The organism is Thermosynechococcus sp. PP555 (assembly GCF_031583225.1).
In the GTDB taxonomy this organism is placed as follows: Bacteria; Cyanobacteriota; Cyanobacteriia; order Thermosynechococcales; family Thermosynechococcaceae; genus Thermosynechococcus.
This window is the reverse complement of the sequence record NZ_CP134168.1, coordinates 99104-121681: the sequence shown is the minus strand read 5'-3', so window position 1 is coordinate 121681 and position 22578 is coordinate 99104. Positions and strand designations below refer to the sequence as shown.

19 protein-coding genes and 1 tRNA gene are annotated in these 22578 nt (G+C 53.3%); 11 read left to right on the top strand and 9 right to left on the bottom strand.

Annotated elements, in window-relative coordinates:
* Positions 1–64: 64 nt before the first annotated feature.
* Positions 65–138 (bottom strand) — tRNA-Pro (locus RHH27_RS00580).
* Between the two features lie 103 nt (positions 139–241).
* Between RHH27_RS00580 and lepA the strand changes: the two genes are divergently transcribed.
* Positions 242–2053 (top strand): translation elongation factor 4, encoded by a 1812-nt coding sequence (gene lepA, locus RHH27_RS00575; protein ID WP_181496686.1) that lies wholly within the window; start codon positions 242–244, stop codon positions 2051–2053.
* A gap of 10 nt (positions 2054–2063) precedes the next feature.
* The gene (locus RHH27_RS00570) at positions 2064–2219 is read left to right on the top strand and encodes a hypothetical protein (protein WP_206201713.1); all 156 of its coding nucleotides are present in this window, start codon (positions 2064–2066) and stop codon (positions 2217–2219) included.
* 6 nt (positions 2220–2225) lie between these two features.
* Here RHH27_RS00570 and RHH27_RS00565 read toward each other — a convergent pair whose 3' ends face one another.
* Together RHH27_RS00565 and RHH27_RS00560 are read right to left on the bottom strand one after the other, a co-directional pair.
* On the bottom strand, positions 2226–3947 hold the full coding sequence (locus tag RHH27_RS00565) for a transglutaminase domain-containing protein (protein ID WP_302678566.1): 1722 nt from the start codon (positions 3945–3947) through the stop codon (positions 2226–2228).
* Positions 3948–3961: 14 nt separating this feature from the next.
* Positions 3962–6436 carry an ATP-dependent Clp protease ATP-binding subunit gene (locus tag RHH27_RS00560; RefSeq protein WP_149817189.1) on the bottom strand — a complete coding sequence of 825 codons (2475 nt, stop codon included), beginning with the start codon at positions 6434–6436 and terminating at the stop codon, positions 3962–3964.
* 350 nt (positions 6437–6786) lie between these two features.
* Between RHH27_RS00560 and RHH27_RS00555 the strand changes: the two genes are divergently transcribed.
* Together RHH27_RS00555 and RHH27_RS00550 are read left to right on the top strand one after the other, a co-directional pair.
* Entirely contained in the window at positions 6787–7479 is a 693-nt protein-coding gene (locus RHH27_RS00555; RefSeq protein WP_302676970.1) for an HAD family phosphatase, read from the top strand.
* Between the two features lie 47 nt (positions 7480–7526).
* Positions 7527–8165 (top strand): hypothetical protein, encoded by a 639-nt coding sequence (locus tag RHH27_RS00550; RefSeq protein ID WP_149817184.1) that lies wholly within the window; start codon positions 7527–7529, stop codon positions 8163–8165.
* Here RHH27_RS00550 and RHH27_RS00545 read toward each other — a convergent pair.
* The gene (locus RHH27_RS00545; protein WP_302678565.1) at positions 8146–10464 is read right to left on the bottom strand and encodes an ATP-dependent helicase; all 2319 of its coding nucleotides are present in this window, start codon (positions 10462–10464) and stop codon (positions 8146–8148) included. The two genes, RHH27_RS00550 and RHH27_RS00545, sit on opposite strands and share 20 nt — an antisense overlap.
* Before the next feature lie 173 nt (positions 10465–10637).
* On the opposite strand from RHH27_RS00545, the gene RHH27_RS00540 reads away from it, so the two are divergent.
* The gene (locus tag RHH27_RS00540) at positions 10638–11012 is read left to right on the top strand and encodes a DUF4278 domain-containing protein (RefSeq protein ID WP_302678564.1); all 375 of its coding nucleotides are present in this window, start codon (positions 10638–10640) and stop codon (positions 11010–11012) included.
* Positions 11013–11072: 60 nt separating this feature from the next.
* Here the strand turns inward: RHH27_RS00540 and RHH27_RS00535 are convergent, their stop codons facing one another.
* From RHH27_RS00535 to RHH27_RS00525, 3 genes are all read right to left on the bottom strand, one after another.
* Positions 11073–12170: a glycosyltransferase family 2 protein gene (locus RHH27_RS00535; RefSeq protein WP_302678563.1), complete on the bottom strand. Its 1098-nt coding sequence runs from the start codon at positions 12168–12170 to the stop codon at positions 11073–11075.
* Positions 12171–12572 carry a DUF3110 domain-containing protein gene (locus RHH27_RS00530; RefSeq protein WP_206200608.1) on the bottom strand — a complete coding sequence of 134 codons (402 nt, stop codon included), beginning with the start codon at positions 12570–12572 and terminating at the stop codon, positions 12171–12173.
* A 105-nt stretch (positions 12573–12677) separates the two neighbouring features.
* Positions 12678–13337, bottom strand: coding sequence for a MotA/TolQ/ExbB proton channel family protein (locus RHH27_RS00525; RefSeq protein WP_206200607.1), 660 nt, complete (start codon positions 13335–13337; stop codon positions 12678–12680).
* Positions 13338–13495: 158 nt separating this feature from the next.
* Between RHH27_RS00525 and RHH27_RS00520 the strand changes: the two genes are divergently transcribed.
* From RHH27_RS00520 to RHH27_RS00510, 3 genes are all read left to right on the top strand, one after another.
* Positions 13496–14101, top strand: coding sequence for a sigma-70 family RNA polymerase sigma factor (locus tag RHH27_RS00520; RefSeq protein WP_149817174.1), 606 nt, complete (start codon positions 13496–13498; stop codon positions 14099–14101).
* Complete coding sequence (locus tag RHH27_RS00515; RefSeq protein ID WP_206200606.1) at positions 14098–14418, top strand: hypothetical protein; 321 nt, start codon at positions 14098–14100, stop codon at positions 14416–14418. The genes RHH27_RS00520 and RHH27_RS00515 overlap by 4 nt, the downstream gene beginning before the upstream one ends.
* A 71-nt stretch (positions 14419–14489) precedes the next feature.
* On the top strand, positions 14490–14930 hold the full coding sequence (locus RHH27_RS00510; protein ID WP_302678562.1) for a Spy/CpxP family protein refolding chaperone: 441 nt from the start codon (positions 14490–14492) through the stop codon (positions 14928–14930).
* Between the two features lie 42 nt (positions 14931–14972).
* Here the strand turns inward: RHH27_RS00510 and lpxB are convergent, their stop codons facing one another.
* Both lpxB and gshA read right to left on the bottom strand, forming a co-directional pair.
* On the bottom strand, positions 14973–16160 hold the full coding sequence (gene lpxB, locus RHH27_RS00505; RefSeq protein ID WP_302678561.1) for a lipid-A-disaccharide synthase: 1188 nt from the start codon (positions 16158–16160) through the stop codon (positions 14973–14975).
* A gap of 2 nt (positions 16161–16162) precedes the next feature.
* Positions 16163–17302: a glutamate--cysteine ligase gene (gshA, locus tag RHH27_RS00500; protein ID WP_302678560.1), complete on the bottom strand. Its 1140-nt coding sequence runs from the start codon at positions 17300–17302 to the stop codon at positions 16163–16165.
* A gap of 197 nt (positions 17303–17499) precedes the next feature.
* Here gshA and RHH27_RS00495 point away from each other — a divergent pair, with 197 nt between their 5' ends.
* From RHH27_RS00495 to RHH27_RS00485, 3 genes are all read left to right on the top strand, one after another.
* Entirely contained in the window at positions 17500–17937 is a 438-nt protein-coding gene (locus tag RHH27_RS00495) for a hypothetical protein (RefSeq protein ID WP_206200602.1), read from the top strand.
* A 375-nt stretch (positions 17938–18312) separates the two neighbouring features.
* On the top strand, positions 18313–21342 hold the full coding sequence (cas10, locus tag RHH27_RS00490) for a type III-B CRISPR-associated protein Cas10/Cmr2 (RefSeq protein WP_302678559.1): 3030 nt from the start codon (positions 18313–18315) through the stop codon (positions 21340–21342).
* Positions 21343–21420: 78 nt separating this feature from the next.
* The gene (locus RHH27_RS00485) at positions 21421–22527 is read left to right on the top strand and encodes a type III-B CRISPR module-associated Cmr3 family protein (protein WP_302678558.1); all 1107 of its coding nucleotides are present in this window, start codon (positions 21421–21423) and stop codon (positions 22525–22527) included.
* The last annotated feature ends 51 nt before the right edge of the window (positions 22528–22578 follow it).

Genomic DNA, 22578 nt, shown 5'->3' with positions numbered 1-22578 from the left:
GGCCTGAGGCTAATCTACCGCAGGATTGTATGGGCAACAATCGTTCTAGGTTTACGGTTCCGAATCGGGATGACAGGATTTGAACCTGCGACCCTCTGCTCCCAAAGCAGATGCGCTACCAAGCTGCGCTACATCCCGGCAGTTAATTTCTATCCTACCACCGAATTCTCAGCACAATCGGACAGGGACGCTTAGAATCAAGAAAGGAGTTTTTCATTTTGTTAAGGTTGTCCTCGCTGGTATGACCGACGTCCCCGTTTCCCACATTCGCAATTTCTCGATCATTGCCCACATTGATCACGGCAAATCGACCCTTGCCGATCGCCTGCTGCAATTTACAGGCACGGTGGATCCCCGTGAAATGAAGGAACAGTTTCTTGACAATATGGAGCTGGAGCGGGAGCGGGGAATTACGATTAAGCTGCAAGCTGCCCGCATGACCTACACCAGTCGCGATGGCGAAACGTATATTTTGAATTTGATTGACACCCCCGGCCACGTGGATTTTTCCTATGAGGTGTCGCGATCGCTGGCTGCCTGTGAAGGGGCACTCCTCGTTGTGGATGCCTCCCAAGGGGTAGAAGCGCAAACACTGGCCAATGTCTATCTGGCATTGGAGCATAATTTAGAGATTATTCCGGTCCTCAACAAAATTGACCTACCCGGTGCTGAACCCGATCGCGTCAAGGCCGAAATCGAAGAGATTATTGGTCTCGATTGCTCCCAAGCGGTTCTAGCGTCCGCCAAGGAAGGGATTGGCATTGAGGAAATTCTGGAATCGATTGTGCATTTGGTGCCGCCGCCTCGGGATACGGTAGATCAACCCCTGCGGGCATTGATTTTTGATAGCTACTACGATGCCTACCGAGGGGTGATTGTCTATTTTCGGGTCATGGATGGTGTGGTTCGCAAGGGCGATCGCATTCGCTTGATGGCCTCTGGCAAAGAATACGAAATTGATGAACTCGGCGTCCTCGCCCCCAACCAAAAACCCGTGGACAGTCTCCATGCCGGGGAAGTGGGCTACCTCGCAGCCGCCATTAAAGCCGTTGGCGATGCTCGTGTCGGCGACACGATTACATTGGCACAAAACCCAGCCAAGGAACCTCTTCCGGGTTACACCGAGGCCAAACCGATGGTCTTTTGTGGTCTTTTTCCCACCGATGCCGATCAGTTTGAGGATCTGCGGGAAGCCCTTGAAAAATTGAAGCTCAACGATGCTTCGCTCCACTACGAGCCGGAAACCTCCAGTGCCATGGGCTTTGGGTTCCGCTGTGGCTTTTTGGGGCTGCTGCACATGGAAATTATCCAAGAGCGGCTAGAGCGGGAATACAATCTGGACTTAATCATTACCGCCCCTTCGGTGGTCTATCGCGTCACCACCATCAAAGGGGAAGTGCTGACGATTGATAACCCCAGCCTGCTACCGGAACCCCAATACCGCGAAAAAATTGAGGAACCCTACGTTCAACTGGAAATGATTACCCCCGAAACCTATGTGGGAACGCTGATGGAGTTGGCGCAGTCGCGGCGGGGCATCTTTAAGGATATGCGCTACCTCACCCAAGGGCGCACCACATTGGTCTATGAAATGCCCTTGGCGGAAATTGTGACGGACTTTTTCGATGAAATGAAGTCGCGATCGCGGGGCTATGCCAGTATGGAATACCACCTGATTGGCTACCGTCCTAATGATCTGGTGAAACTGGATATCCTGATCAATAACGACCCAGTGGATTCCTTGGCAGCGATTGTTCACCGCGATAAGGCCTACTATGTGGGACGTGCCCTTGTCAGCAAACTCAAGGATTTGATCCCACGCCACCAGTTCAAAATTCCCATTCAAGCGGCCATTGGCTCACGGGTGATTGCCAGTGAAAGTATTCCCGCCTTACGCAAAGATGTCTTGGCCAAGTGCTACGGCGGCGATGTGACCCGTAAACGCAAGCTCCTCGAAAAACAAAAAGCGGGTAAAAAACGGATGAAGGCGATCGGGCGGGTGGATGTCCCCCAAGAGGCCTTTATGGCAGTATTGCGACTCAAGAATGAATAGGAGGCTCAGGGTGTCTCAACGGTCATCGGGCAAATGGGTGGCGATCGTCACCGGTGTCATTTCCCTGTTATTGGGAATTGGCTACTTGGTGTTAGTACAGCTTTTGGATTGGCGCGGCGATTGGCAGCCGGCTCCTTTGGGATTACTGCGAGTGCTCCTGTCTTAGAACTGTTTAGGCAATTGGGGGCAGCTCACTATGAATGGTAAAGCGCACATGATTGAGGGCTAAATCTCCAAGGCGTAGTCCGCGATCGCGATAATTCATGCTCTCAAAGCGAATCCCTTTACCCGCTTCCACGTGGTACCAAGGCAGTGCCATAAAGAACCGCGTTGGATAAGGGCCGCGCTCTACGACATCATCGGGATTGGACTCCATGGGCAACCAGCCAACCCCCGGCACATAAAACTCCAACCAAACGTGGTTATAGGTGGGTTGGAGGGGAATACCCCGCTTTTGGGGATGGGGGGGACATTTGTAGCGACCCACCGTACGGCAGGCAATGCCATTTAATCGCGCCAAGGCAAGGAGCACCCCCACGTACTCACCACAGGACCCCGTTCCCCGTTTCAAAACCAAATCGGGGGTTTCAATCGTGGGTCGCATGGCATAGCTCAGGCGATCGTACACATAGTTACGAATCTTGAGCATCTTACGCAGGATATTGGTCTCTGTGCCCACAGCTTGCCGTGCCGCCTCCTGGACAATGGGTTGATCCATCGCCAACTCATCGTTATCCACTAGATACTGTGCTGCAAATTCTGGTGGCAGCGGTAGCGTCTCATCAATGTCGTCAAAGCTGAGATGGTACTTGATACCTCTCACTTCTAGCCAAGCACGCCAACCAAAAAGACGGGCTTCGTAGGGACGCACTTCAGGAAAATCAAACACCGCCACCTGCTGATCACCCACCGTTTCCAAGTGAAAGGGGGTACCGACGGGTTCAACCCGCAGCAATTTTTGGCGCAGGGAATTGGCGGGCAGAGCAATTCGCCACTCTAGGTTATCTAGGTGCAGCGCATCAAGGGGAGACATTTCCTCCACGTAGGCCATCTCAATCAGATAGCCATTGGAGACCGTGTAATGCTGCTCTTTGTGGGTCTGATAGAGCAGAGGATGAATCAGGCAAATATCGCGATGATCAATTTCGAGGGGGGCTTCGCGGTTGTTGGGGTTATCCCGCAAATAGGGTTCTTCGCCGCCATAGGCCACCCACAGTCGCCCCGTCGCATCAAAGGTAAACGCCGTTGGCTGGGCAAAGGGCGTCAAGGCCACCCATTCAACACGGCCACTCTGGTGATCGAGACAATAGATGGATTGCTCTAAGCGATCGCTCACCCACAGATAGCCATCCTTAAGGGCTAAATTTTCACAGCCAATGCCCGGCGCACTGAGGCGATACTGCTCTCGACCCGTCTCGTCAAAACAGTGAATGTAACCCGATTTTTGACAGGCCACATAGATGCCTGTGTCATCCACCGCCACACCGTAAATGGGATAGCGGCACGCCAACACCTTTTCTACATGCCAGTCAGGCAGATGACAGCGATAGAGCCATGTGTCCCGGCAAAACCAGAGGGTTTCGCGATGGAGACAGAGGCCATCGGCATCGAGAAATGGCTCTAGATCGTAGGGATTGAGAATCTCACTGTGGTCATTTTCGCCATTGATGAGCAAAATAAAACCCCTTACCCGATCCAAGGCCAAAAAACTGGCGCCAAGGGTTGCTTGGCAAAAGGGCAAACGGGGCAATTGACGTAGCCACAGGGCTTGGGGATCGACCCATGCCAGACCGTGGATTTGGTAAGCACCCAAGGGATAAATGGTGCGCCAGTCGTGATCCAGCGCTCGGGAGCTGAGGGAGTCCCCATAAACCTCTTGCGGTGTGTCTGGCATAGGAAGTCAATACCCTACTCAACCGCTTGGGGCAGTAGCTCACGCCGAGGTTGAGCTTGGATCTTCACTTGACCTGATTCATCCACATCAATGAGGGCAGTATCCCCTTCACGAATACGGCCAGAGAGCATTTCCTCAGCCAAGGTGTCCTCTAGGAGGCGCATAATGGCCCGCCGCAGGGGTCGCGCACCGTAGCTGGGATTGTAGCCTTCTTCAATGAGTCGCTCCTTGAAGCGATCCGTCACTTCTAGGGTGATTCCTTTCTCGGTCAGGCGTGAGAAGACTTCCTTCAAGAGGATGTCAGCAATTTGCTTGACCTCGTCTTTGGTCAGCTGGCGGAAGACAATAATCTCATCCACGCGGTTGAGGAACTCTGGACGGAAGTACTGCTTCAGTTCCTCATTCACCAAGGAGCGAATGCGATTGTATTGCGATTCAGCAGCATCCTCAGTGCCAAACTCAAAGCCAAGACCGCCAGCGCCTTTCTCAATCACCTTCGAGCCAATGTTCGAGGTCATGATCAAGAGGGTGTTCTTGAAGTCAACGGTACGCCCCTTAGAGTCAGTGAGGCGACCATCCTCAAGGATTTGCAGCAGCAGGTTAAAGACATCGGGATGGGCTTTCTCGATTTCGTCAAAGAGCACCACCGTGTAGGGACGCCGCCGCACGGCTTCGGTCAGTTGACCGCCCTCGTTGTAGCCGACATAGCCAGGGGGCGAACCAATGAGCTTGGAGACGGTATGCCGCTCCATGTACTCGGACATATCCAAGCGGATCATCGCCTCTTCAGAACCAAAGAAGTAGGCGGCCAAGGCTTTCGTTAGCTCGGTTTTACCCACACCGGTTGGCCCAGAGAAGATAAAGCTAGCAATGGGACGGTTGGGGTTTTTTAGACCGACACGGGCACGGCGAATGGCACGGGAGATGGCTTTCACCGCTTCATCTTGGCCAATGACCCGCTGGTGCAGGGTCTCCTCCATGTGCAGCAGTTTTTCCGATTCGCTTTCGGTGAGCTTGCTGACAGGCACACCTGTCCAAGAGGCAACAATGTGGGCAATGTCCTCTTCGGTAACGACGGGGGTTTCCTCTTCACCATTGGCGCTTTCGGATTTTTTCTGCTGGGCAATGGCACGGATTTGCGCTTTCAGTTCCATCTCGCGATCGCGCAATTCACCCGCTTTGTCAAAGTTTTGGGCACGCACAGCATCATCTTTTTCTTTGAGCACTTGCCGCAATTCGCGATCCAATTCCTTGGCCGCAGGCGGTAGTTGCGAGTTAATCAGGCGCACCCGTGAGCCAGCTTCGTCAATGAGGTCAATGGCTTTGTCGGGCAGGTAGCGATCGCTAATATAGCGATCAGACAGCTTCGCTGCCGCCTCAAGGGCTTCATCGGAAATTTTCAGCTTGTGGTGCTTCTCGTAGCGTTCCCGCAGGCCGTAGAGGATCTCAATGGTTTCCTCAACGGAGGGTTCACCCACCATCACCGGTTGGAAGCGGCGCTCCAAGGCAGCATCCCGCTCAATGTGTTTGCGGTACTCATCCAACGTGGTGGCACCAATGCACTGCAACTCACCACGAGCCAAGGCGGGTTTGAGGATATTCGCCGCATCAATGGCACCCTCAGCGGCCCCAGCCCCAATCAACGTGTGTACCTCGTCAATCACCAAGATCACATTACCGGCTTGGCGGATCTCATCCATGATCTTCTTCAGCCGCTCTTCAAACTCACCGCGGTACTTCGTGCCCGCCACCAACAGGCCAATATCGAGGGTGACCACCCGCTTGTCTTCCAGAATATCGGGGACATCTTTATTGGCAATGCGTTGGGCAAGGCCTTCAGCAATAGCGGTTTTACCTACCCCCGGTTCACCGATCAGCACAGGGTTATTTTTAGTGCGGCGGCCAAGGATTTGAATCACCCGCTCAATTTCTTTTTGCCGACCCACCACGGGATCTAGCTTGCCATCAATGGCCATCTGGGTGAGGTTGGCACCAAATTCGTCCAGCGTCGGTGTTTTGGTACGCCCTTGGCTGGCACCGGCAGCCACTTCGGCGGTTTCACCCAGCATGCGAATCACTTGGGTGCGCACTTTCGACAGGTCAACGCCGAGATTTTCAAGAACCCGTGCTGCTACCCCTTCCCCTTCGCGAATCAGACCCAAAAGAAGGTGCTCAGTACCAATATAGTTGTGTCCCAGTTGGCGGGCTTCTTCGAGGGAGAGTTCCAACACTCGCTTGGCACGGGGGGTAAAGGGAATCTCCACCGCCACAAAACCAGACCCACGGCCAATAATTTTTTCCACTTCGATGCGGGCATCCTTGAGGTTCACCCCCATGGAACGTAGCACCTTCGCAGCCACACCGGTGCCTTCACCAATCAATCCGAGGAGAATTTGTTCGGTACCGACAAAGTTGTGGCCGAGGCGGCGAGCCTCTTCCTGTGCCAGCATGATGACTTTAATGGCTTTTTCTGTAAACCGTTCAAACATGACCCTTCCCCTAATGGCTCCTGCGTGCTGGTAACACTCATCTTAACACGTCCACTTTGGCGTGTTTTTGTATGCCAATTTACAGCCCTCTTCCCAAAAGATGGAACAGACCCAGAACCGTCAAATCCACTCTTAAACAGGATCAACGTCCCTTGACGTACCCTATAGCTTAGATAAAGGGCTGTACTCCTACTGTAGATGTTGACTCATTTTTTTGCAGGTGTGGTTGCCCGTATTTTAATTGAGATTTTGGGGACTAGCCTGCAGCAAAATTCGATTGATCGATTGGCCAGCCTCTTTAGTCTCAAAAGACGATAGACTACACTTGCTGATGCCCAAATTTTTCGCCAATGGCTAATTTTTCCCAGTTTCTTGCCGTTGAACCCTCGCAGCGTGCCCTGATTTTTGATATGGATGGGGTCATCTGCCATACTATGCCCTACCACCTTGAAGCTTGGCGGGTCTATGTCGATCGCACCCCTGAACTGCGGCAGCAGATTAACTTGGAACAGTTGCGGCAAATGGGGGGTAAACGCAATGCCGAACTCCTGCCAGAACTCTTGGGGCGATCGGTCACTGAAGCGGAAGTCGAACGCTGGGGCGCGGGCAAAGAGGCTGTCTTTCGGGAACTCTTGGCACCCCATTTGGAACTGTTGCTGGGGCTATTGCCCTTTCTCAAAAGTGCTAAAGAAAAAGGCTATCGCTTGGGCTTAGGCACCTCGGCCTGTGCTGCCAATGTGGAATTGGTGCTCTCCTGCGAGGGGGTGGGCAACTTTTTCGATACGGTGGTGATGGAGCAGGATGTGCAGCGGGGCAAGCCCGATCCAGAATGCTATCTCCTAGTGGCGGAGCGGTTGCAGGTGTTGCCGCAGCATTGTCTTGTCTTTGAGGATGCCGTGGCAGGGGTGATGGCAGCGGTGCGGGCAGGGATGCTCTGCTGGGGAGTGTTAACAACGCAATCGGAAACGGCACTGCAAGCCGCAGGAGCAGAGGTCTGCATTGAGGACTTTACGGATCCACGCCTGCAATGGCTATTGTCCTAGGGCATTTTCGGCGATCATGGGTACTGGCGCGTTAGGAATCCACCACCTTGGGCGTTGATCTGCGCAGTTATGTCTATCTCGACTCGATTCAACCGCAACACGCGGCCTACTTGGGAACCGTGGCTCAAGGGTTTTTGCCTTTGCCGGGGGATTGCTCCCTCTGGGTGGAGATTTCACCGGGGATTGATGTCAATCGCCTTTTGGATATTGCCTTGAAGTCTGCGGTGGTGCGGCCGGGAGTTTTGTTTATCGAGCGACTCTACGGACTATTGGAGGTGCATTCGGGCAATCAGGGGGAAGTACGCGCAGCAGGGCAAGCAATTTTAGATGCCATTGGCGCTCGGGTACAGGATTGCTTGCGGCCACGGGTGATTTCGAGTCAAGTCATTCGCAATATTGATGCCCACCACACCCAACTAATTAACCGTTCGCGGCGGGGCAATATGATTTTGGCGGGGCAAACCCTCTATGTGTTTGAAGTGGAACCTGCCGCCTATGCCGCACTGGCCGCCAATGAAGCGGAAAAGGCAGCACTCATTAATATCTTGCAGATTTCAGCCGTGGGCAGCTTTGGCCGACTCTTTTTGGGGGGCGCGGAGCGGGATATTCTGGCAGCAGAACGGGCCGTCTTGGCAGCCATGGAACGCTTGCCGGGGCGTGATAGCCTTAGCGATCGCCGCGAGTAGCCTTGGCATGTTTCTTTAGCTTCTGCTCTAGGGCAGGTAAGAAAGGACAAGGGTCACTGTCTTGCAGTTGATAAAACCCTCGCCAGTCAAAGGTCTGCCAGTTAAAGGGGGCTTGGTGGGCGGCGGCGAGCCACAGTAAACGCTTAGCACGGGTCATGGCCACGTAAAGCAGGCGGTATTCCTCGGCAACTTTGGCCTCTGTGGCTTTTTGATAGGCGGTTTGCCAGTCAGGAAGGGGTTGCTGATGGCCGTAGGCTCGCAGTTGCGATCGCACCACATCCGTAAAATCCACCTCTGGACTGAGGAACTTGGCATTGGCCGCCACCCAGCTCTCACCGGGGAGGGTTCTTGCCTCTAAGAAGGGAACAAAAACGGCATCCCAATCCAGACCCTTGGCGCGATGCATCGTCATAATCGTCACTTGCCCTGATCGCACCAAGCGGCTATGGAGGTCTTCCATCTCAACAGCGTCAAAGCGATCCGTCGCCACCAACTCCTGCCAACGGGGATGGATACGCTCCCACAGTTGCGTTGGTTCCTGCTGTGCCAAGTGGCAGATCAGGCGATCGCTGGTGGCCAATTCAGCGGCATCATAGCCCAATTCCTGAGCGCAGTACGTGATCAAAGGAAATAGAGATAGCTCTAGGCGGGCTTTGAGGAGACGTTGACAGTAGTGCCGTGCCTTGAGTACCGGTTCCTCGGCAGGGGGGTCTAAAGGACCAGGATAGAGAAACACCTCTGGCTGGGCGGCTAAGCGATCCAAATTTTGGACAGAAATGCGTTTGCGCTCCTGAAGAACAGTCAGAGCTGCTTTGACCGCTTCGGGAGAATAGGGACAGTGGAGAAAATAAAGAATGTCCAGCAATTCCTTGGGCACCTGCGATCGCCGTTCAATGCCCGATACATCGAGAATCGGAATCCCCTGAGCGGCAAGGTCGGTATTAATGCTGAAGCTAGCGGGCGATCGCAACAGATCCGCGACAAATTCCCCTTGGCGGTTGGTACGCACCAGTACCGCAATTGAGGCCTCAGGATACTCTGCTAAAACCTCAGAAATACGTGCTGCTAGCTCGCGCACGGTCTCGAAAACGGTTGCTGGTCGGGCAATTTCTACCCCTTCTCCCCAGGGGGGTGGGTTCGCCCCCGGTTGCGGATCCGTCGGTGAGACGGGCTGAATTGCTTGGGATCGAAAGGGCAGTTCTTGGCCTTTGAGGGCATGATTGACCCAGTTCACTAAAAAGTTGGCCGATCGAATGACCAATGGGGTGGATCGCCCCGCTTGGGTCATTTTATAGAAGGCCTGCTGCTGGGCACATTCGTCACAGAATTTATTAAAAAAGAGAGGGTCTGCCGCCGTAAATGTGGAGTTAATGGCTTGATTGGGATCCCCCACCCGCACAAAATTCACTTGCCCTGTGGTGTTGTCCTCGGCGAGAAGTCGCAGTAACCGCAATTGCAAGGGGGTCGAGTCCTGCGCCTCATCCTCAAAGACGGCATACACCCGCTGTTGCCATTCTTGGCGGCACTGGCGATCGCCCTCTAGGAGTTGTACCGCTGCCAAAATCATCTCATCATAGTCAATTTGCTCTCGCTGCGCTAAATGGTGCTGGTACAGTTCCAAAAGGTCGGCACCAATTTCTAAAAAGGGGTAGGGTTCTGCTGCGGCTGCACTTTGGGAGCGCAACTGCTGGGACAACTGCCGCAGATCATGGGGCGTCAACGCCATACTGCGGGCACTGCTAATAACGGTTTGTGCCAACTTCACCAAGATGTCAGTCAAAAGCGCACTTCTGCGACCATCGTGTTCAACGTCACTCAGGGGACTGGTATCGCAGCCTTGGATCAGTTGCTCGAGAATATCGGGGTGCGATCGCGCCCATTCCTTAACACAGGTAACACACAGGCGTCGCTGCTCATGCTCACTCATTAAATTCTCGCCACTCCAACGCAGACCCGCTGTGGGGTGACTGGTGGCAATTTTCAAGGCCAAACTGTGGAGCGTCTGCACACTAAAACCATTGCGGGGCAAGCCCATTTCCCGCAGGTACTGGCGAATCCGCACCTTGATATTGGCCGCTGCCGAACGACTATAGGTGACTACGACCAGTTGCCGCTGCTGATGGAGTTTTTCGCGAGCGATGGCGATCGCGGCTCCTACGGCCATGCCATGGGATTTGCCTGCTCCGGGCACTGCCGATACCGCCAAGAGACCCCCTTGCCATTCACTAATTTCCCGTTGACCTGGACGCAACGTCCTTAGAAGGTGACTGGCATTGGCGGGGAGTGACAACACGTTCATAGGAGGACTGTGGAAGGGCTAAAGATTTGTTAAAAAAACCGGCTTCTACCCAATGAAGATCGAAAAATCGTATAATAGAATACAGAAATTTAAAAGCAAGTTGTTTCCTAACGCAGATCACCTAAAGCTTGATAACGAGTCAATAGTATTCACCTAGAAGCCTTGATTTAATTATGCAAGTAATCTATCGCGGCGTTAAATACGAAACTTCTGAGCAGCACATTCCCCTTGTTGAATCGGGTGCCAAGGGTTTCTACCGGGGGGTGCAATGGGTAGGGCACAAAGCGGCTGAACCGGTTCCTCAACCCAATCATGTCCTCTGCTGGCGGGGGGTGACCTACCAAACGAACGGTACACCAGTTACCACAAGCGCTCCGACGACGAGTACTGCCCCTTCAGTACTTCCCCAGCGTAAGCGTGACTCCTTGGCCGAAGCCCATCGCCATGCAATTCTGAAAACTCTTGAGCGGCGGCTGCAAGTGGCTCGGAGTCAGGGCAATGAAGATCTCATCAGTCTGCTGGAAGAAGAGTGGCAGCAATTTGCCTAAGGTTGGATCACCGAAACCCAAACTGCGGTGCCGTTGCTAACAGCGGCACTTTTTTATTTTCTATTGGTGATTGCCCCTTTCTTGGCGAAAAGCTGTTGCTTGGGCAAAGGCCGCCGCCGCCCGCTCGCGATCGCCCAAGGTTTCATAGGCACGCCCTAGTTGTTCGGCTGCAATCTCCCGCACATAGCCCAAGGGAAAAATCATCTGCTTGCTGTAGCCATTGGTGCGCCCCAGTTCAAGGCAATACTCAAAGTAGGCCGTTGCTCCCAAAGGAAATCCTAAAGCCATCAGCCAGCGCCCGGCCAAATCATTGAGGGGAGGATAGGTGGGAAACCACACCAGACTTTGCTGACAGAGGAGTTGCAATGTTTCGTGATCCCCCATAGCCAGCAGACGCCGCCCCAGTTGATTCAGAATTTCGGGCAGGGCGCTAGGGGCATTCTCAGGCAGTTGGCTGATGAGGAGATGGGGCAAGAGCCGCTCAAAAAGTTCTTGGTAGCAGTCATCCGCAGCCGTGGGGTTATTCACAGCGTGGTACATATCCGCCAAGGCAAAGAGGAGATTCAAAGGCAGACCTTCACTAGCGCGGATGCGTTCCAAAATCGGGATGTTGCGATCGCGCATCTTGGCTTGAATTTGTGCGGGTTGATAGCCATAGTGGTCAATACGCAGCGTTTCCAGAGTACCAATGGTCAGCGGTTCTGCGGCTGTCGAAACCAACTGCTCATGGAAGCGTCCCTGATAGCGCAGCGTCGGCAGGTTGCGAAAGAGTCGCACAATGGCAAAGTCAGAAAATTGCTGCCCCGTGCCGATTTCCCGTCGTAGGAGTTGATAAGCACTGAAAGTGCTGCCCTCCAGTTGTTGGCCGAGGGGCACAGGCGGCTCCCGCAAGGTCACGAGCACCTCATCAGCATCAATCACTAAAATCCAATCGCCCGTGGCCTGCTCTAGAGAGTAATTGCGGGCAGCGGCAAAATCATCCTGCCAAGGGAAGGTAAAAATGCGCTCTGTAAACTGGCGGGCGATCGCGATCGTCTCATCCGTTGACCCAGTATCTACCACAACGATCTCATCTACCCAAGGCTGGACACTGCCCAGACAGCGTGCCAAATGGGCTGCCTCATTTTTGACAATTAGACAGGCACAGACCCGCACCATCTACAGCAGCTTTTCAAGTTGTTGGCGCAACTGATTCAGTTCACTTTCGGAGAACTCACTCTCAGCAGCGGGGGGCACGCGATTTTCTAGTTCCCAGTCGGTTTCTTCGACATTGCGTTCAGGGGGTGCCAAGAAAAGACGCTCAGCATCGTTTGTCGGCACAAATCCTTCGGGAACCAAGTGACAGGTGTAGCCTGAGGATTCGCAAAATTCTTCAATTTCCTTGGCATCAATGGGGACAACGCTGGGGGGATGAAAATCCTGTGCCTCTAAAAGCATGGCATAGCGACTGGCATCGTCTTCGCTTTCAAACATCAGAATCAGGTTGCGATCGCCCAGTTGCAGAGAATGAATGCCCTCATTTTCAGTCCCCGGGTTGTAGAGCAACACGTAAACGCGCATGATGCCTCGCTAATGAAATCTCAACAGCGATTATAACGATTTTGGTTCCCCCTACCCGTAGGATTTTCCCCTTCAGAACTGTCAAAGGGGCAAAAATAGCTTGAGTTAGAACAATGTTTTTTCAGGTTCCCCTTTGATCCGCTGCTCTAGCCATGCTTGGCGATAGGTGAGTTCTAATTCATTGCCGGTGCGGCGAAAAATTTGTGCCTGCTGCAAGAGAAACGCTTGAAAGAGCCGCTGAAAGGCAAGGGCAATGATTGCCACCACCAGGCCAGAGGCGGTACTAATCAAGGCCTCACTAATCCCGAGACCCACGCCCATGGTTGCAGGTGTGCCAATATCCCCCAAGCGAATAGAACTGAGGGCACTAATCAGACCTAACACCGTTCCCAACAAACCCAGTAGAGGTGCCATCGTAATCGTTGCTTCCAAGACCTTTTCTCCCCGCCGCATGGCACTCAGCTCCTCATCAGCCGCAGCTTCTAGGGCTAGGCGAAAGATTTCTGGGTTGGTGTCAATCAGTTGTAAAGGGGTATAGAGGAAGCGACCAATCGGTTGGTCACAGGCATTGGCTGCTAATTCAATGGCTTCTTGCCAATCGTGGCGAGCGGCATCCAGAATCTGCTCGGCCAGTTTCGTCTCTCCTCGGAGAACAATGCTCCAAAACCAAAGCCGCTCAAAAATGGTGCCTAAGGTCAAGATCGAGAGAATCAGTAGTGGCCACATGGCCAAGCCACCACGGTTAAAAATTTCGGCGATATTCACGATCAGTTCCCTGTCAGAGCATCCGACGTTTAGTATAGTCCAGCCAGTAGCCGCAATTGTTTACCAAATTCTAGCGAACCGTGGTGCCAAGGGTCTTGAACCGCTCTTTTCGATGCCCCGTCTAAATAGATAATTACGTTAATGGAGTGATACCTCGCATGAGTGTATCTTTACCCCTATCAGCGGCAACGGCATCAACGGCTATCGTGACCCGACCCCAAGTGATCGATCCCGATCGGCGGATTATTGAGCAGTGCCTTTCCGGACATCCAAATGGGTTTCGGGAACTCTATCAACGGCATCAGCAACGGGTGCGATCGCTCCTGTTTCAGTTGTGCGGTGCGGTTGCCCTTGATGATTTAGTGCAGGAGGTTTTCTTGCGGGCATGGAAGGGGCTAAAGGGTCTCAAACATGAGGCAAAGTTTTCAACATGGCTCTATCGGATTGCCTGGAATGTGGCTTGCGACTATCGCCGCCAACTGGCAACGCGCAAATCGCGACATCAGCAATACCTGTCTCAAAGTGAGCCACTCACTCCTGGACTGGATCTACGACAATTGCATTACGAAGATTTAGTTCAGCGCGGTTTAGCCACACTGCCCTTGGAGTACCGCAGTGTTTTGGTCCTGCATGATCTGCAGGGCTTGCCCCAAAAAGAAATTGCTGAAATTCTGCGGATTCCCGTGGGTACAGTGAAATCCCGCCTCTTTCGTGCCCGAGGCACATTGCGGACTTACTTTACGGAGGCTGGAATCACTTTATGAAACGTGAACCCCCACCTGTGGAGGATACACCCTTGGTTAAATTTTTACAAACCTATGCGGGGACGCCCCCGCCCCCCCACCCCCATTTGGAGCAGCGCATTGTCCAAGCGGCTCTGCATCAACATCAACTGAGTAAGCGACGCTGGCAAATCGTGTCTCTTTTGGGGGCTGGGGTGATCGCCACCGCCACCAGTGTGTGGTTCCTCAAACCCTCAACTCAAGTGGCAAAGCAGACGTCCCCGGATGCAGTGGCTATCTTCATCACCACCAATTGGCAAGCAATGTTTCAAGACGCAGAACCCGCCATCTTCGACTAAATTCTGTCCACCCTACTTTTACTCTTTGTTGAGTTTTGACAAGTTAAGTTTTGACAAAGGAGAACACAGCTATGTTGAAAAAATCTTTAGCCACGCTTCTTATATGTGGTAGCCTCAGCCCCCTACTGGCGATCGCTCCCCCGAGCGTCGCTGACCCCGGTTATGGCGGACCTCGCTGGGGAGCCAATCTGGACAACCTAAACCTCACACCTGAACAGCGGCAACGTTTACAAGCCGTGCAGCAACAATACCAAGGCCAAATGGAGCAAACCCGCAACCAACTGCGCACTGCCAAGACAGAACTGCGGCAAATGATGAGTGGCAATGCCTCGGAGGAGCAAATCCGCAGCAAGTATCAGCAAGTGCGTCAACTGGAAAATCAACTGGCTTCCCTGCGCTTTGAAAGCATGCTAGCGATGCGCAGCATTCTCACACCCCAGCAACGACAAGCCTTGGCCACTCAAATGCAGCAGCGGCGGCCGGGCAATCGCCCCATGAAACCCCAGCAGTAACCCATTAAACTTGGCAACGCTCTAAAGGAGTTCATGACTTCCCTAAGTGCGGGACAGCGGATCCTGCACTTTTTTGTTGCTCAGCAGATCAAGAATCTCGGTGGCGGCGCGATCGACCACGCCGGGGGTACCCATCGCAGCTCGCATTTTGGCATAGCCTGCCTGCATGGCTAGGCGTTTTTCAGGATGATCCAATAGCGCAAGGGCAGCAGCGGTAATGTTGGCAACGGTGGCTCGTTCCTGCAGGAGTTCGGGGACGATGTCTCTATTCACGAGTAAATTGGGGGGAGAGACAAATTTGAGGTCAAACTTCAGGAAACGCCGATAAAGCCACAAACTGAGGGGATGAACGCGGTAGATCACGACTTGAGGCACATTCAACAGCGCGGTTTCTAAATTCACCGTGCCGGATTTAGCGATCGCCAGATCTGCGGCCGCTAGAACTTGCAGGGAGTCTTCCGCCAATGTGACGCGAATGGGATATTCCTTGAGAACTGCTTCAATGGCTGAGCGATACTGCCGCAGCGAAAGGGGTAACCAAAAGCGGGCGTGGGGATAGGCTTTGGCGATATTTGTGGCAGCCCCCAAAATTAGAGGCAAGAGGGACTTGATTTCCTGTTTGCGGGACAAGGGCAACAGGGCGATCGCCAGCTCATCGGCAGCAATGCCCAAACTTTGGCGTGCCACTTCGCGACTGGGAGCCGCAGCAATGCGATCCAAGAGGGGATGCCCCACCCAGACCACATTGGCACCATGACGGCGGTAATAGGTGGCTTCTTCTGGAAAAATGGCAATCAGGCGATCGCTGAGGGCAACAATTTGCCGAGTGGCCTTCAAACTATGGGACCAGACCCACTCTTGGGGAGCGATGTAGTAAACCATGGGAATAGAAAAATGTTTGCGGATAAACCGCCCCATGGCGACATTGCCACCAATGTAGTCAATTAAAACCACTAAATCAGGGGGATGCTGCCGTAAATAGCGGCGAGCCTTGAGTTGGAGCGCGATCGTTGGCTTGATCAATGGCAGGGCTTCTAGTAGCCCCACGGAGCCAATTCCTCCGGTATTAAAGAGTAGCTTTGCCCCCGCAGCGGCCATGCGATCGCCCCCAAGGGCAGAAATTTCTAAGGGAATCCCCCGCTCTGCTGCGAGGCGATAGAGTGCCTTGACCAACAGGGCGCCCTGCAAATCCCCAGAGACTTCGCCGGTGCTAATGAACAAATGCGCCATGCCTAGCCCCGCACTGCCGCCACTGGTTGACAGAGTTGATCGGCAAATTCCTGTTCCGTAGCGGCCATTTCCTGTACGGCGGTGGCCATAATCTCAGGGATCGATTGCCCCGCTGCATATTGAGCCAGCCATTGCTGGGCGGTGTTTCCCTGTCGCAGGATTTTCTTAATCGGTGCCAGAAAGCAGCTAAAGCCCTGTGCCTTGGCGATCGGCCAAACCTCTTCGTAGAGTTCGGCTACCCAAGCGGCTGCCGTTAGTTGCCGGCGATCGCGCCAGTGGGTCAGCACGGCCTCTAGGCTGTTTTTTGCAGCAATCTGCTCGTTTTCATCGGCTAGTTGTGCCAACATCTCGCCATCCCCCCACCGCAGGGGGTCAAGATCAGGGGTATCCAGCAATTGCAGGAGCCGCGCCTCTAGAAGAGCGGTCATCGCCAGTAGGGAAATGGCATCCGTAACTAGATCACAAATTCGCAGTTCAAGGCGGTTGAGATCATAGGGTCGGCGATCGCCATTGGGGCGCACAGCACTCCACAAGTGCCGCACATTTTGCATCGTGCCGCGTTGGAGTTGCTGCTCTGTCCACTCAATGAAGTGGGCATGGCTAGTAAATAGGGGCACTTGCGGTGGGGTCTTCGGAAAGATTGCCCAACGGGTGGAGTGATAGCCCGTTACCTTGCCATCAAGAAACGGCGACGCAGCACTGAGCGCCAGAAACAGGGACGCCTCCAGCCGCACTAGCCGACAGGCACGGATCAACTCTTCTGGATCCCGCAGGCCAATGTTGATGTGGACACTGGCGGTGACAACCCTTGTGCCATAGGTTTGCTCAATGTAGGTGTGATAGGGATTCTGGGGGTCAGAGCGATAAAAGCGTTGACTGTCCCCTAGACTCAGGGTGCTACCGGGAACCAGCGTTAAATCCCCTAGGGATTGCAAATAAGCGCGCAGCCGAAAGCGAGGACGCAGCAAGTCACAGAGGGCTTGGTCATATAGAAAGACCGGCGGGGTTGTAAATTCAACATTGCGGCTATCGGGTTCACGCACAAACCCCGGTAAGTCCCTCACAATGCGATCCGACAGTCCCACAATCTCGCCCGTGGGCTTACCCGTGTAGAGTTCAACCTCAAAGCCCTTTGACAACATGGCATCCCTTTGGCTAACTTGGGTCAGCGAGCCCCCTCGCAGAAAGTGGGAATTTTGAGCTACTTAGCCACAATACCATGCCCGCGTCCCTGCCGCACATATGAACATTCGTAAAACCCTCCCTGTGGCGATCAAAACCTGATCAGTTAACCTGTATTATCAATGACACAAATCACCCCTATAGTGAGAATCTCAAGATGTTTGGTCAGCGGCGAGTCGAAGCAGATGTCCGTGTCAGTCGCGTTTTGGATCGCCTGGGAATCCGCTATCAAGTGGATGAGGATGGTGATTACCGCGTTGTCTTTGAGCTATCCAACGGTCGAACGCAACAGGCCTTTATTGACTCCAAAACCCAGCAGCTGGGAAGCTATGAAATTCGGGATGTCTGGTCTGTGGGCTACAGTTGCGAGGGCTTTCTTGACCAAGAGATAGCCAATTATCTGTTAATTGAAAATGCCAATAAGAAAATTGGCGCTTGGGAGTTGCGTCCCCTTGCTGACAATAGGTATATCGCTGTATTTTGTACGAAGGTTGCTGCTGACTGTGACCCCGAAGCCCTTTACACCAGTATCCGCGTGGTTCTTGAGGTGGCAGACGAACTTGAAAAAGTTCTTGAGGCGGGCGATCGCTTCTAGGTTAGTTTGCAGTGAGTCCCCTTAAAATCAGGGTTTGAGGCCAGTGGGGAGCTTCTGAATGCCCCGCCCCTAGGTAGGGATTGTCATTTTCATCTGAAATACTAGAAAATACTCAAACCCGCTTCCTGAGAAACGCTAAGGGATTCAACGAAAGCATCAGGGTTGGAGGCAACTTGGCAGATCTCTCGGAAGCAAGACCCAAATGTTTCAATTCTTATAGCTAGTAGAAAAAACTGTTAAATATTACAAAAGAATTTTTATTTTGCTTCCACTGCATATCCCAACTCACGACACTGGATAAAACATTAGCTGCGATCGCCCAAGGCGCACGGTCGCCGATTCGCAGTGGAGTCAATTGTTCTAGGAAGGCCATCCATGTACTACGAACGCAAACTCTTTGCCCTCCTCCACGACCCCTACCTCAAGGCGTTGTACCGCAACAAAGCTCTCAAAGGCGTATGGCAACAGGTGTCTTGCCTGAATCAACATGCCCAGGATTTGGAAAATTGGTGGAAGCATCACGGCGGTATTACCGCAGACCATATTGCCTCGGCCAGCGATCGCCTGAGCTTTCAGCGCGGCATGAGCACCCCCCCAACAACCACTGCAAATATCACCCAAGTGGAAATTCGTCACCCGATTACTGGTGCCAAAAGTGATTTGAACTTTGCCTTTGCAGCGAGTCTCAGCGATGAGAATTTAGCTGAAATTGAGGCGCAGTCCATCTGGAGCAAGATTCGCCAAGAAACCGATGCTGAAAAGGTCTTCTGGTGGTTTTGGCGATTTTATGGCGAAGCCATTGCTGGCGATCGCCGCATCAAAGATCAAGCGGTCTATGCCAAAGATGTCTTGCTGTTACCCTCAGACACGCGCATTCCCGACTGCCCCCTCGAAGCCCACACCTCGATTACCGCTGCCCTTGCCGGTACCCTCTTTCCCCGAAACGCCAGCAATGGGGATAAACCGCAGCACCCATGGCTGTTGATGTTTTCCTTTTCCCCCGTGCAGGAATTCATTAAATCCTCACGCAAGCTGCTGGACTTTTGGTCAGGTTCCTATCTACTCCACTACCTAAGTGCCAAGGCCTGCTGGTTCCTTGCTGAACGCTATGGCCCTGATGTTGTGATTACCCCCAATCTCTACAACCAAACGATCATTGATGCCTTTCTGCTGCAAAAATACCCAGACTTTGAACCCTACTTTGCGGAATTTGGTATCCCCAAACCAGTTGAGGCACAAGGGCAGCCGTCCTCCAGCTTGGTGACAGCGGGTTTTCCCAACGTGATTACAGCACTCATTCCTGAACAAGACAAAGACACGATTGGCAAAGAGCTTCAAGACCATTTGCGGGAAACATGGCTCAACCTTGGCAAAAATGTGCGCCAAGCCATCAAAACCAAGGTACGGAGTGGCTATGAAGATTGTCACTGGATTGCTCACATTGAAGCGTGGATTGATACACAGTTTCCTGCAGCAGAACAAGAGGAGTTAAAGAAAGAGTTTCTCAGTTGGCAGCAGGGAGGACGCTGGGAGTGGAATGCCCTTTGGCAAGCCCAACTGGAAAACTTTTGGGAAAGCTACTGGATCGCTTTGCCCCTTGGGGAGCCAACCCAACCTCTAACCTGCCAGCGTGGAGCATCTACCTACCCAACTTGGAAAACCGCCCAAACCACGTTAGCAAAAGCCGAGGATCCCCTGCCCACTCAGGTTGAGGAAAAGGTGTATGCCACGATTAACGTGGGTACATGGTGGCCATTGCTGCAACAGCGCCTTGGGTCAGCCCTCTCCGCTGTCAAAAACACTCGCAACTGGCAGTTTCCCGCTTCGCCGGGTGAGCGCTCCTCGATTTCTGGAGCCTACAGTGCCCTGCACCCGAATTTGCTGTACCGTGATCCTTTTCGCGAGGGGCATGGCCTGCCGGCGAGTTCCCTGCGCCTGTTTTGGTATGTGATGAGCCAAGCCTTTCCGGGGCTATTTAATGGCAGTGAGCGCTTGAATGCGATTGAAGTCACCAAGCGAATGGCATGGAAACATGGCGGTGTCGCTGAGTCTTTGGGAGTTGCGTGCCCTGAGGAGGACTATGAAAACTTGGTGCGCTTTCCCAATGCCAGCAGTATCGCTGCCGCTCGCTTTATGGTGAAGTATCCCGATCAGGTCAAGCGGTATTGGCAAGAATTGAAGCAAGAATTTACTGCCGCTCACGCTCGCTTTAACAGCACCACTTGCCGCCCAACCCAGATTCCCCAAGTAGATGCCGGGCTAGGGAATTACAACGGTGTCATGTTCTCGGCCAAGTGGTTGGCAGAAGCCTTAGGTCTTGACAGTAAACAGGAGCTGGCCGAACTTCGGAGGGCGGTGAATCAGACACAAAAACGAGTGGGTTGGGGCGATCGCTCCCCTGCTGACTGGTGGTGTATTCTCTTGGCCGATGGCGACAGCATGGGCAACTACGTCCGCGGTCGCAACCTGAAGAAGTATCGTGAGTATGTTGCTACGAACATTATTCAAGACATTCAGCAAAGAAAGAGCTACATCAAAAACCCTGATGAGTGGCAAACACTGCTCAACCAGACCCCCAAACGCATGGGACCTGCCACCCATGTGGGACTCAACCGTGCCCTGCTAGATTTCTCGAATCGTCTGGTGCCCTACTTAGTGGAGCAACGTCACTGTGGCCGTGTGGTCTATAGCGGTGGCGATGATGTCATGGCCGTCTTGCCCCTAGAGGATGCCCTCTCGGCGATTCATCTCCTACGTCAAGCATGGTGTGGCGGTACGGATCCAGCCGGCGAATTTGAACCCCACGGCGACTACTGGCAAACGGTTCAGGGCAAGACAGCGGCTAAGGTCTTGGACATGCGTCGCCTGTTTACGATGGGCAAAGGGGCAACAATGAGTATGGGCGTGGTCATTGCCTACAAGAGTGTTCCTCTGCCCACGGTTCTAGAAAACCTCTGGCAAGCCGAAAAGGAACGGGCGAAAAAACTCCCCGGCAAAGATGGCCTCTGTTTCCGGGTGCTCTATGGGTCTGGCAATGTCCTCGAAGCAGTGTTGAAGGGTGAACTGCTAGAGGCTTGGAGCCGACTACTTGAGCAAGCAAATGACGATGTGAGTCCGCTGCTGTACCGACTCGTGACAGAGTTGCCCCAACACTGTTGGTTGAGCAAAGAGCGGGTCATTGAGAAGGCGATCGCTAGCATTGCCAATCGCCGCGAAAAAGACATCCCTTCAGAACTGATTGAGCAGCTTTGTCGGTGTTGCAATCAATGGGAAGACTGGGCACTCCAGCATGAAGGTCAGCTAGGAACGGATCTGCAAGACCTGCTCAACCTGTTGCGGCTCATGGCCTTCTTCATTGATAAACGGTTTGTACCCCCAAGGAGTAATCAGGATGGCGATCGATGAAAGCAGAGAGTTCTAAAACTCATTTGGGCAAAACTATTCTGCTTCAAGGATAACGAAAGACACATGAGGTTGATTATCATGACTGAATTAAGTTGGTATCGTCTAGATCCCCTAGATGTCCTCCTTTTTCGTGACTCCCGACCCTTTCAACCGGGAGAAGGCTCTTGGGCAAAAAGTCTCTTTCCGCCCTTGCCGATTACGGTCTTTCAAGCCTTACGCTCCCTGTGTGATCCCTACGCGCAAAATCTGGAGTTTCTTGGGCCTTTCCTCATTGATGCCAAAAACCAAGTCTGGGTAGACACGCCCAAGGATTTGGTGTGCATTGGCAACAAAAGCAACGAGGAAGCCGACATCAACGATCGTGCCGACCTCAGTAAAGTCAAGGGTTTTGCCCGCACTCAACCCGCTGCCACCGACGACCCTGCTTGGAAAGATGTCCGCCATCCGTTGCCGGGAAAGTTACGCCCTATTGTGGAACCGACCCTCAGGGAGAATGAGCAAGCCCAAGGCCGACCGGCTCCCCTCATGCGCTTGGATGCTCTTGTCCTCTATCTCCAAGGAAAGCTGGATCAGCTCAACGCCAAAGAGCACTTCCATGATTTGCCGTGGTCAACCCAAGTCCTCCCCCACATCAAAATGCAAACCGAAAGTCGCAATGTGGAGGACGAAGCCGGCTACTTTACGGAAGTGGCCAACCGGATGCATCCGGGCTGGGGCTTTGTGGCCGGCATCAGTGTTGCCAATCGAGAGGGAGTCGTGCGCATTGGGGGTGAGGGGCATCAGGCACAGGTGCATGCCCTAAAGAAACCTCCCTTTGCAGACCTAGAGCGGTTTCAAGGCACCGGTCAAGAAACCCTAGCCTACGTGCTGACTCCCGGCTTGGCGCCCGTGGTGGTTGACGCACCCGTTTATGGACTGTATCCCCATGATTGGCAAGAGCATCTGATTGGTGTGGTGGGCGATCGCCCCCTTTTAGCCGGTGGTCTCAGTACCTTTACCCGTCGCAATGGGCAACCCCAATTGGGCTATTCCGCACAGCGTGCCTATGTTAGGCCGGGAACTATCTATCGCTTTGCTCAGCCTCCCTCTCCCCAGCCCCAACAACTCCTCGGCGGTGTAGCCCCCAAAGCTCGCACCACCTTTGAAAAACTTCACTACGGCCAATTGCTCTGGGGCACTGCATAACCACCCGAATACGAATGGATAAATTAGGTGAGCACCGATACACGTTGACCT